Genomic DNA, 9,960 nt, shown 5'->3' with positions numbered 1-9,960 from the left:
CGGCTCGGTGCTGGTTTTTCTTCCGCAGATCCTGCTGCTCTTCCTCGTTATCGGAATCCTCGAGGACTCCGGCTACCTCGCGCGCGCGGCGGTGATCGCCGACCGCACCATGGCCCGCATCGGCCTGAACGGCAAGGCCTTCATCCCGCTGCTCTCCGCCTACGCCTGCGCTGTGCCCGCCATCATGGCTACGCGCACCATCGAGAACCGCCGCGACCGCATTGCCACCATACTGATCGCCCCCTTCATGACCTGCTCGGCGCGTCTGCCGGTATACACCATGATCATCGCCGCCTTCGTGCCGGAGCGCCCCCTTGCCGGAGTGTTCCTGGGGACACGCGCCGCCGCGCTGCTTTCGCTCTACGTCCTGGGTTTTCTGGCGGCGATGGGCACGGCGCGAGTCCTGAAGTCCTCCATCCTGCGCAGCGAAGGACACCCCTTCATCCTGGAGCTGCCTGCGTACCGCTGGCCGACCGCGCGCGGACTGGGGCTGCGTCTGTTCGAGCGCGGACAGGCATTCCTGGTGCGGGCCGGGACGGTCATCCTCGCTGTCACCATCGTGCTCTGGGTGCTGACGTACTTGCCGATAAAGAATGGGCAACCGCCCGCGCTCGCCGACAGCGCCATCGCGCGCGCCGGCCAGGCCATCCAGCCGGCCATCGCGCCTCTCGGATTCGACTGGAAGATCGGCGTCGGGCTGCTCACCTCGATCGCGGCCCGGGAAGTCATCGTCTCCACGCTGGGAGCATTGAACGGCATCGATCCGGCCGCTCACAACCTGACCTTCCAGGAAGCTTTGCGCCGCCAGATGACGCCCGGGGCGGCGGCGGCGCTGCTGGTCTTCTTCGCCTTCGCCATGCAATGCACTTCGACTCTGGCCGTGGTACGGCGCGAGACTAACTCCTGGCGCTGGCCGGCGCTGCAGTTCTGCTACATGACCTCCCTGGCTTATGTCTCGGCGTTCGCCGCCAACCGGCTGGTCACCATGTGGCTTGCCTAAGGACCGGGCTCCGGTCTTACGAACTCAGCGCTCTTCCGTTTTCCACTGCCGACTCCCGGATTCGAAGGTGGCTTCCAGGTCGGAGGGAAACATCCCGTAAGGCGCCTTGGGGTAACCGAGGCTGAAGCTCTTGCCGTCCTCCGCCACCTCGTAATGGAAAGGCTTGCCGCTGGTATCGCCCGGATAACCGATGCACGCTGGCACTGGTTTGAGGTAAGCCGGCTGCAGCGCGTCGAGGCTCTCAGGAAATCGCCCGTGGTCACGGCGATAAGCCTCCAGCGCTGGGAGAACGCGCTCGGCATTCTGCCGGTTGGTGCGGTCGGTCTCGCGCCTGCGCGGCGCATTGACGAGGTTGACGAAGAGAAAGAAGCCCAGGACGAGACCGCCGAGCGCGTACGCGATGGTGCGCAGCATCAGAAGCGTGCCCGGTGCTCTTTCAGGATGCAACGGTCCATGATCACGAACAGGCCCGCCTTCTTCGCCTTGTCATAGGCCTGTTGATTCACGACTTCCTCCTGCATCCAGACCGCCGGGATCCTCAGCTTGATGGCCAGGTCCACGATCTCCGGCACGAACTGCGGGCGGCGGAAGATGTCCACCAGGTCGATCTTCTCCTTCACCGCGTCGAGCGAGGGATACGACTTCTCGCCCAGCGCCGACTCGATGGTCGGATTCACCGGGATGATGCGGTATCCATGCTGCTGCAGGTAGAGCGCTACTCCGTGGCTGGGACGCAGCGGGCTGTTGGAAAGCCCGACCACGGCGATGGACTTCGCTTTCTTCAGGAGGTCGTAAATCGGGTCGGAGGCCACGGCAGGGATTATAACGATTGGTGATTTGTGATTGGTGATTTGCGAAGACCTACTCGATCTGCGATCGCCAGTCAGAAATCGCCAATCACAAATCACCAGTGAAAGATCATCCGCTCTGCTTGCTGCCCGCCGGCGCTGACTTCTGCTTGTAGGTCTTCAGCGCCATCTTGCGCAGGGTCTCGGAGATGTTCTTGTTCATGGACAGCACTTTCAGGTCGTTGACCAGCAGGTGGTTCATGAGCGAGAGGCCGAGGTCCAGGGGAAGCCGCGGATTGTTCACCAGGCAGCGTATGACGGCGTAGTTCTTCATGAACTTGCGCTTCATGGTGATGCCGCGCAGCACGCTCTCCTGCACGTTCTTCATGGCGGCAAAGGTCTCGATCTCGGCGTCGCTCACCTTGGGCGATTCCAGCACCGCGCTGGAAACCACCTTGGAGCCGTCGCGGATGAGCACGAATCGCTCGTCCTTGGTGCCCTTCATCGCCAACTGCACGCGTTCGCCGACCGTGAGGCGCGCGATCTTCTGGATGACGGAGATGCGCTCGCGCTCCTCCGGCGGTTTCTGGGCAGCGCCCTTCTGGGTCGCGACCGCGGCCGCAGTTGCGGCGGCATCGCCGGTTGGGGCGGGCGCGGCAGCGACGCTAGCTTCGGGGCCTGCCGGCGCCGCGCCGGCGGCGGCCGCGATGGCCGCCGCCTCCGCATGGTCCTCGTGGGCTCCGACCAGGCTGAAGCCCTTTCCTTCCTCAGCCGCGATCTCGGCGGCATGCTCGGCGAGGTACTTCGCGGTCTCCTCGTCCAGCGCCTCGATCACCGCGGGAAGGACCGCCGGCTCGTCCGCCGGTCCTGCCGCATCTTCTCCCAGGGCGCGCAGCGCCTGGTCCACCTTTTCCGACTCTTCCGGGCTGAGGTGGGGATTGGTGGCCAGGGCATGCAGCACGTTCGGTGATCTGCGCACTCGCTTCGAGGCCAGCAGCATGTCCACCAGCTCGCGCGATTCCGTCTGCGCCATGTCGAGCAGGTGTCTTTCCTCGACCGACGGGTTCTCCAAGAGCGCGGGGATCAGCCGCGGACGCCGGTTCTGCGGGTGCACCATGTACTCCAGCACTTCGTTCGGCGTCCCGGGATCGCTGGCCACCAGCAACGAGGACGGCTCGTCCCACCCCGCCAGGGTCATCTTGGCCTGCTCGGCGAAGACCGGATTGGTGGTGAGATAGACCAGGATCTCGATCATCTCCGGTGGCGGCAACGCCAGCGCACCCCGCGCCGCCGACCGCATGACATTGGCCGGCACCGCGGACTGGCGCATCAACTCGATCATCCGTGGCATGGAGAGCCTCTATCGCACCCGTCCGTCGGCCGTGAACACGACGGTCTTCACCTGGTTATCGGCGCCCAGCGCCGGCTGCGGCTCCCCGTTGAAGGAGAGCTCGATGGCGGCCGCGTTACCGGTGGTGAACACGACTTTCTGCCTGGCGTGGACGGTCTTGTCGCCCTTCAGCACACCTTCCATCAGCAGTTCGTCGTCGGCCTTGATCTTCACCCACGCATCCTGGCGCGCATGCACCTGGAGCACGAATTCACGGCCGGCGGCCGCCATCTCCGGAGCCGCAAAGGCGGATTCGGGGGCGACAGGCTTCGCTGCCTTCGCCGAGGACGGGTCTGCAGGGCCCGCAGCAGCCGGAGCTGCCGGGGCCTTGTCCCCCGCCGCTGCACTGCCCGTGGTCTGAGCGCCTGCGGGCGGAGTAGGTATCGCGCGATTCGGGATGGCGGCCACGGCATTTGGCGCCTGGACGGCAGGCGCACGGCGGAAGCGGTGCGAGAGGCGGCTTGCCGCACCGGAGAGACGGTCATGGAAGCCCCAGATGACGAGGAACAGGGCCAGCACCACGACGGCCCCGCCCACCGCCAGCAGGTTCAGCGACAGCGGCGGCGCCTCCTCCTGCAGCTTGGTCTCTTGCGGCTCCGCCTGCGGCTGCTGTTGCTGGTGGTCGCCATAGGCGGCCATGAAGTCGGTGACCGCCTGCTCTTCGTCGATGCCCAGGTACTTGGCGTAGGCGCGGACGAATCCCTTGTTGAAGATGCCGCCGGGGAGCTTATCGAAGTCCTCGCCCTCCAGCGCACGCAGGGAGCGGGTGCCGATCTTGGTGGATTCGGCAATCTCTTCCAGCGTGATGCCGCGCATCTCGCGCTCACGCTGCATGCGCTCGCCAAACGATCCCATGGTCCTGCACACCTTTCCCGGCCCTGCGGCTGGTGTACGGAGGAGTTACTGATGAATTGCGGCCATCATAGGATTGCACCCCGAGCGTGTCAAACGGAAATCGGGGGCAAAGGCCTTTCTCCACAATGACTTTGGGGAAATGTAAGGGTTGTTACTGAAGCTACTCGCGAGCGTGAAAGGTGCTTGGCGTGGCAGAAAAAGTCCGCATATAATGAGCCGCACTTGGCCCTCGAATCGAGGGTTCTCGCATACTCATGTCTGAGGCCGCCGCAGCCGACCGCCAGAAGCAGGTCCAGGAGCTCAACATCTTCCACGATGTTGCCAAGGCCCTGACCTCCTCGCTCAACCTGGATTCCGTGCTGCAGACCATCATGGACAAGATGGCGGAATACTTCCGCCCCGACACCTGGTCGCTGCTCATGGTGGACGAGGCCAAGGACGAGCTCTACTTCGCCATCGCCGTGGGCGACGCCGCCGAGGCCCTCAAGACCGTCCGCCTAAAGATGGGCGAAGGCATTGCCGGCTGGGTGGCGCGGCACGGCGAGTCGCTGCTGGTGCCCGACGTCCGTACCGACCCCCGTTTCGCCAAGCGCATCGACGAGATGACCAAGTGGCAGACCCGCTCCATCATTTGCGTGCCGCTCAAGTCCAAGCAGCGGGTGCTGGGCGTCATCCAGCTCATCAACTGCGCGGTCGAGACCTTCGTCGAGAAGGAGATGTTCTTCCTGCACGCGCTCTGCGACTACGCCGCCATCGCCATCGATAACGCGCGCGCCGTCGAAAAGATCCAGGAACTCACCATCACCGACGACTGCACCGGCCTGTACAACGCGCGCCACCTGTACAAGACCCTGGAAGCCGAGGTGTACCGCTCCGCTCGCTTCGGCTACGAGTTCAGCGTGGTCTTCATCGACCTCGACCACTTCAAGCAAGTCAACGACACCCACGGCCACCTGGTGGGGAGCAAGCTGCTGGCCGAGGTCGGCTACAACATCAAGAGCCACCTGCGGCTCATCGATTACGCCTTCCGCTACGGCGGCGACGAGTTCGTCATCCTCCTGCCCCAGACCAGCAAGGACGCCGCCCTGGTGGTGGCCAAGCGCATCCTCGACGTCTTCCGCACCGCGGTCATGCTCAAGGAAGACGGCCTCTCGCTCGGCATCCGCGCCAGCATCGGCCTGGCCTCCTACCCCGACGACGCCAAGAGCGCCCACGAGATCATCCGTCAGGCCGACGAGATGATGTACGTGGTCAAGAACTCCACCCGCGACAACATCGCCGTCGCACAACAGGGAATGGTGAAATAACAGCGTTTGTCGGCAGTCTGGGCCCTGTCCCTCTGCGGCGTCCGTCCTCGAGTGGGAGCAAGAACGCTCCCAAAGTAAGGGCCGCTCCGCAGAGCGGCCCGGAAGAACAAACCAAGCGCTTAGCCAATCATCTTGCGGCGGAGCAAGCCGGCAAGCCCGATCAGGCCCGTCCCGAGCAGCATCAGGCCCGAGGGCTCGGGAGTGGTTATGACCAGATCATCGATGCCGACGGTGGCTGGCCAATCCTTGAACGAGAGCTCCGTGACCCCATCCGGGAAATCGAAAGTGACGTCATAGACCAGGAGCTGCGGCGCCAACTCTGTATGGTTGTAATGGCTGTTCGGAGAATGGATGTAGACCGAACCACCATGGGCCGTGTCGCCGGGATTGGCGGCCAGCCAGGTCTGGATCAGCGCATTGTCGGCAAAGAACTCGAAGTCAGGCCAGTTCGCCTTGGTGGCATCGCACGTGGTGCTTTGTTTGGGACAAGTGCCGTCGGGGAAGATCTCCAGATCAAAGCTCACGTGAGTGATGTTCAGGCCGGTGAAGGTCATGGTGATGGTGTCGATGGGAGAGGCATTGATGATGAAGTTTCCCCCTCCGTCAGCAGCCAGGGTGGTGGAGTGGCAGGTGTGGGAACCGTTCGGGTCGCAAGGGCCGACCACGTGGCCGTCTCCGTTATAGTTCAGCCCCGCCTTGGCGCCCGTGACCGTCACATGCTCTCCCGCTTGCAGCTGCCCATTCATGTAGTTCTGCACCGCGGTGTTGTTGGCGCTCGCGCTCAGCGAGTTGAAATTGAAGCTAATCGTGTCAGCGTATGCCGAGGTGATGGCTCCACAGAGCAACACCAATCCGGCGTACAGCGCCGCTTTGCGAATCGTCTTTCCCACAAAGCCTCCCGATGGCACACAAAAACCTTACTCGGGGAAGAGCAACTGTCATACCAAAGTGGAAACTATTGAAAACGAATGAAGTTCCGCAGGATGGAGGAGCCGGAGACGTTCCCTCAGTTTCCCCAAAAACTGCAATCGTTTGCGGTGTTTAGTTCATAGTAAACGAGCTCGGAATCGGCTCCATTTTGGGAAAGGCCGTTGGCTGAGATCAAGCGCGCTACTGCGGGATTGCCTGCGGCCGGGAATTCATCAGCTCGGCGAAGCGCGGGTCCTTGCGCAGGTCCGCGAATTCCTGCTCCTTGTACACGGAGTCCAGGCCGGAATAACCGTCCTCCATCGCCTTCTTCAGGTAATGGAGGGCACGGTCCAGGCTTCCCGCACGGGCATAGACCCTGGCCAGCTCGTAGTCGTAGCGGGCGCGGTCCTCGGCGCCGATGACCTGCGCCTGGATGCCGGTGCTGGAGCGCCGCTCCAGGATCTCGGGATCGAGTTCGAGAGCGCGCGCGAACTCCCGCACCGCGTTGTCGTACTCCTTGCGCGAGAAGTAGGCGTTGGCCAGGTTGTTGTGGAACGAGGCCACGTCGGTGCGCATCTTGATGGCCTTGCGGCACAGCTTGATGGCCTTGCTGTACTCCTTGAGCAGGTAGTGGGTGGCCCCCAGGTTCCCGACCGCGTCCGGGAAGTTGCGGTCGATCTTCACGGCCTTCTCGAAGTGCTTCTTCGCCTCCTCGTAGCGGGACAGGCGCAGTTCGGCCAAGCCGATCTTGTTCCACAGCATGGCCTCTTTGGGACGCTTCGTCAACGCCTCCAGGTAGTAGTCGATGGCGTCGCCGTAGAAGCGCTGGACGCGAAGCTCGTCGCCGCGAGCTTCCAATTGCTCGACGGACATCGACGGATCGGGGGGCTGGACGGGAGGCGCGGGCTGGGCTGCGGGCGCTTGTTGAACCGGGCTCCCCGGAGGCATGGCCTGGGCGAGGGTGAGCGAAGCGCCGAGAAGACCGACGGCGAGCGCGAGGAGGCGGCACATGGAAGACCTCCGATGGCTTACTGTTAAGCCCGGCCAGCCCTCCGGACAAACCGTTTCAGCGCGGGGGCGGAGCGGGCGGCGGCTGCTTATTCTCATCTTTCTTGTCTTTCTTGTCGTCCCCACCCGTAAAGACGCCGAAGATCTTGCCAAAGAAGCCTTTTTTCTTCTCCGGCGGCGGCTGCGCAGACTGGGCTTGCGGTTGCGCCTGGGTCCCGGGCGGTTGTGGAGCATTAGACACCGGGGGCACGGGTTTGGCTCCCAGTCCGAAGATGCGGGAGAAGAACCCGCGCTGATCGCTCTGGTCGCAGGTGTCGTGGGGTTCGGTCCCGGCGATGAACTCCGCCGTGTAGTCGTCCGGGCAGGTGGAGGTGGCCAGGCGGTTGGTTACCTTATCGAGCGTGACTTCGACCACGCCCGGCGGCTGCGGGAAGGCCTGCGCATCGCGGTACTGCGGCATCTGCACCGCCCGCTTCATGAACTCGGCCCAGATGGGGGCGGCGGTCACGGCCCCGCTCAATCGCAGGTCACTGTAGTCGTCGAAGCCGATCCAGACGATGCACAGCAGGTTGGTGGTGTAGCCCGCGAACCAGCCGTCATGCGAGGTGCCGGTCTTGCCCGCTGCGGGAGCGGTGAATCCGCGGGCGCGCACCGGGAAGGCGGTGCCGAAATTGACGACCCCTTCCATCATGTTGGTCATGACCGCGGCCACGCGGGGGTCGAGCACGTCCTTCTTCTCGGGATTGAAATCCTCGATCATGTTGCCCTGCGAGTCCCGCAAGGATTTGACGAGCACGGGGGATATTCGTGTTCCTCCGTTGGCAAAAATCGTGTAGGCGCCAGCCATCTCCAGGGGGCTGGCGTCGTACGCCCCCAGGGCCATGGCGGGCGTGGCCTTCACCGAGGTGATGCCGGCCGCCTTGGCCAGCTCCGCCACACTGTCGTAGCCGACCTGCTCGGCCACCTTCACGGTGGCGTTGTTCAGGGAGAGAGCCAGGGCGTAACGGGCGGACACCGGGCCGTGGTACTCCTCTTTGTAATTGCGCGGCTCGTAGATCTGGTCGCCAAACGCGAAGGTGGTGGGCGAGTCGTCCACCATGGAAGCCGGAGTGAATGCCGCTTGGGGGTTGGTCAGCGCGGTGTTGATGGCGGCGGCGTACACGAACGGCTTGAAGATGGAACCGGTGGGACGCTTGGCGACGGCGTGGTTCAACTGGCTCATGCCGTAGTTGCGTCCGCCCACCAGGGCCAGTATTTCGCCGGTGTGCGGGTCCATGGCCACCAGCGCTACTTGGGCCTGGGGGCCGGGAGCGACCTTGGTCTCGGTCTTGGCGGCCTTGCCGGCGCCCACCTTCAATCTCTTGGTGCGCAGTTTGGTGACCTGCTCGTCCACCAGCTTCATCCCGGCCTGGACCGCCTCCGCGGCTGCGCGCTGCAGGTCGGGATCGAGGGTGCTGTAGATGCGGAGGGCGTTCTCGTTCAGGTCACGCTCGTTGTAGCGCTGGGTGAGCGTGTCCTTGACCAAGTCCACAAAGTACGGCGCGTCGGTGGCGTCCACGTTCGGCGGGGCGAGCTTGAGCGGCGTGGCCTTGGCGCGCTCGGCTTCCTTGCGCTGGATGGCCCCGGTCTCGACCATGGAATCGAGCACCAGGTTGCGGCGCTCGAGGGCGCGCTCCGGGTTCTTGTAAGGATTGTAGGCGTTGGGGAGCTGGATCATGCCCGCCAGCAACGCCGCCTCAGGCAGGGTGAGGGATTTGATGTCCTTGCCGAAGTAGGCCTGAGAGGCTTCGCCGAAGCCGCTGACGGTGAACGAGCCGCGCTGGCCCATGTAGACGGAGTTCGCATACAGCTCGAAGATCTGCTGCTTGCTGAAGCGCTGCTCCAGTTGCACGGCGATGAGCATCTCGGAAAGCTTCCGGGTGATCGTCTTCTGCGGCGTGAGGAAGAAACCGCGGGCGATCTGCATGGTCAGCGTGGAAGCGCCCTGTTGCTTGCGGCCGGAGCGAAGATCGATGAGCGCGGCTTCCGCCAGGCGGAAATAGTTCACGCCGCCGTGCTGGAAGAAGCGGCGGTCCTCGATGGCCAGGACCGCGTCCACCATCACCTTGGGGATATCGTTGTAGCTGATGAGGCGGCGCTTGGAGCGCTGCTCGCCCTCGAACAGCGCAGTCACCAACTGGGGCTCGAGCTCGTAGGCAGAGAGGTCCTGGGTCTTGCCCTCGAGGGTGGCGATGCGGTCCACCTTGCCGTTGGTGATGCGGACCAGCGCGCCTTCGCGGTTGTGATACGACTCGGGGCCCGGCGTGATCTCGATGCCCCCGCTGAGCATCCGGTAGGTGCCGATCCGGGAGTCTCCCTTGTCGGTGTAACCGGCGCGGACCAGCTGGGCGGCGATCTCCTGGCTGGTGACGCTCTGGCCCAGCCGGATCTCCTTGGGCGCGGCGTAGATCTTGGCGGCGTTGCTGAAGATGCGGCCGCTCATGCGGCGGTCCACGATCTTCTGATATTTCACGTAGTACCAGGCAAAGACGCCAAGCGCCAGGGTGGCAACAACGAGAACGGCGGCCACCATGAGCCGGACCGCGGCAGGGGTCAAGCGGGCGCCTTTCCTGGATTTCGACAGCTTCAGCTTGACAGCCATGAATGGATGGAGCGGAGCACCAGGACCGCTACTCACATAAGATGGCGCCAGGCGGAAATCCG

9 protein-coding genes are annotated in these 9,960 nt (G+C 63.9%); 2 read left to right on the top strand and 7 right to left on the bottom strand.

All coding sequences use genetic code 11. The features are described 5' to 3' along the window. The coding region (locus VMS96_09510; protein HVP43660.1) for a ferrous iron transporter B at positions 1-1,000 on the top strand (1,000 nt) is incomplete at its 5' end. A gap of 24 nt (positions 1,001-1,024) precedes the next feature. Here the strand turns inward: VMS96_09510 and VMS96_09505 are convergent. From VMS96_09505 to VMS96_09490, 4 genes are all read right to left on the bottom strand, one after another. Further along, positions 1,025-1,414 carry a hypothetical protein gene (locus tag VMS96_09505; protein HVP43659.1) on the bottom strand — a complete coding sequence of 130 codons (390 nt, stop codon included), beginning with the start codon at positions 1,412-1,414 and terminating at the stop codon, positions 1,025-1,027. Next, positions 1,414-1,812: a CoA-binding protein gene (locus VMS96_09500; GenBank protein HVP43658.1), complete on the bottom strand. Its 399-nt coding sequence runs from the start codon at positions 1,810-1,812 to the stop codon at positions 1,414-1,416. The genes VMS96_09505 and VMS96_09500 overlap by 1 nt, the downstream gene beginning before the upstream one ends. Positions 1,813-1,918: 106 nt before the next feature. Beyond that, entirely contained in the window at positions 1,919-3,139 is a 1,221-nt protein-coding gene (locus VMS96_09495; GenBank protein HVP43657.1) for a hypothetical protein, read from the bottom strand. 9 nt (positions 3,140-3,148) lie between these two features. Then, entirely contained in the window at positions 3,149-4,033 is an 885-nt protein-coding gene (locus VMS96_09490; GenBank protein ID HVP43656.1) for a RodZ domain-containing protein, read from the bottom strand. Between the two features lie 254 nt (positions 4,034-4,287). Between VMS96_09490 and VMS96_09485 the strand changes: the two genes are divergently transcribed. Continuing rightward, positions 4,288-5,340, top strand: a complete 1,053-nt coding sequence (locus VMS96_09485; protein ID HVP43655.1) for a sensor domain-containing diguanylate cyclase — start codon at positions 4,288-4,290, stop codon at positions 5,338-5,340. A gap of 119 nt (positions 5,341-5,459) precedes the next feature. Here VMS96_09485 and VMS96_09480 read toward each other — a convergent pair whose 3' ends face one another. The 3 genes from VMS96_09480 to VMS96_09470 form a co-directional block, all read right to left on the bottom strand. Further along, on the bottom strand, positions 5,460-6,230 hold the full coding sequence (locus VMS96_09480; GenBank protein HVP43654.1) for a PEP-CTERM sorting domain-containing protein: 771 nt from the start codon (positions 6,228-6,230) through the stop codon (positions 5,460-5,462). Between the two features lie 220 nt (positions 6,231-6,450). Further along, a complete protein-coding gene (locus VMS96_09475) occupies positions 6,451-7,260 on the bottom strand; it encodes a tetratricopeptide repeat protein (protein ID HVP43653.1) in 810 nt (269 codons plus the stop codon). A gap of 55 nt (positions 7,261-7,315) precedes the next feature. Then, complete coding sequence (locus VMS96_09470; GenBank protein ID HVP43652.1) at positions 7,316-9,898, bottom strand: PBP1A family penicillin-binding protein; 2,583 nt, start codon at positions 9,896-9,898, stop codon at positions 7,316-7,318. Between the last annotated feature and the right edge of the window lie 62 nt (positions 9,899-9,960).

Source organism: Terriglobales bacterium, assembly GCA_035543055.1.
In the GTDB taxonomy this organism is placed as follows: Bacteria; Acidobacteriota; Terriglobia; order Terriglobales; family Acidobacteriaceae; genus JAIQFD01.
This window is presented reverse-complemented; position numbering and strand designations above follow the sequence as displayed.